Here is an 817-nt window from a genome sequence, read left to right on the forward strand (position 1 = left end):
GATGAGTACGAAACCCTGCTCACCGACAACAGAATCTGGAAGCAGCGCACGGTGGGCATTGGCGTTGTGAGCCCGCAGCAGGCCATGGACTGGGGCATGACCGGGGTGATGCTGAGAGGCTCGGGCGTGGCGTGGGACCTGAGGAAGAAGCGCCCCTACGCGAAGTACGATGCCGTTGACTTCGACATTCCGGTCGGCAGCGCCGGTGACTGYTATGACCGMTACCTGTGCCGTGTCGCGGAGATGCGGCAGTCCAACCGCATCATCCGGCAATGTGTCGACTGGCTTCGCGCCAACCCCGGCCCGGTGATGGTCCAGAACTTCAAGGTGGCGCCGCCGTCCCGGCAGGAGATGAAGTCCGACATGGAAGCGCTGATCCATCACTTCAAGCTCTTCAGCGAAGGCTACCAGGTGCCGGCAGGTGAGACCTACGCAGCGGTCGAGGCGCCCAAGGGCGAGTTCGGTTGCTACCTGATCTCCGATGGCGCCAACAARCCGTTCCGGGTGCACCTGCGTGCTCCCGGCTTCGCTCATCTCTCTTCTCTGGATGAAATCGTCARGGGCCACATGCTGGCGGATGTCGTCGCCATGATTGGCACCTAYGACATTGTGTTCGGCGAAGTGGATCGATGAGGAAYCGGCTCAGCYCACGCATGGGCTGAGCCACGCTCCGGCGGCCGCGAAGGGAGCAGCCATGTGCGGCCTGAGCAGGTCTTCCACGGTGCGTGCCCACATCTCCAGGGCGAGGATGCTGGGAAGGGTGGGCGCACATTCTGATCTTCTTTGGTTGAGACCATGGGATGGGCCATGGCGACAG

General features: G+C 62.6%; 1 protein-coding gene. It reads left to right on the plus strand.

The window, feature by feature from the left end:
• Positions 1-633: NADH-quinone oxidoreductase subunit D-related protein (locus D7T59_RS21105; RefSeq protein WP_180853541.1), on the plus strand; the 633-nt coding region annotated here is incomplete at its 5' end.
• Positions 634-817: the final 184 nt, after the last annotated feature.

Origin of the sequence: Stenotrophomonas maltophilia (genome assembly GCF_013464915.1) — a bacterium.
Lineage (GTDB): Bacteria > Pseudomonadota > Gammaproteobacteria > Xanthomonadales > Xanthomonadaceae > Stenotrophomonas > Stenotrophomonas maltophilia_AT.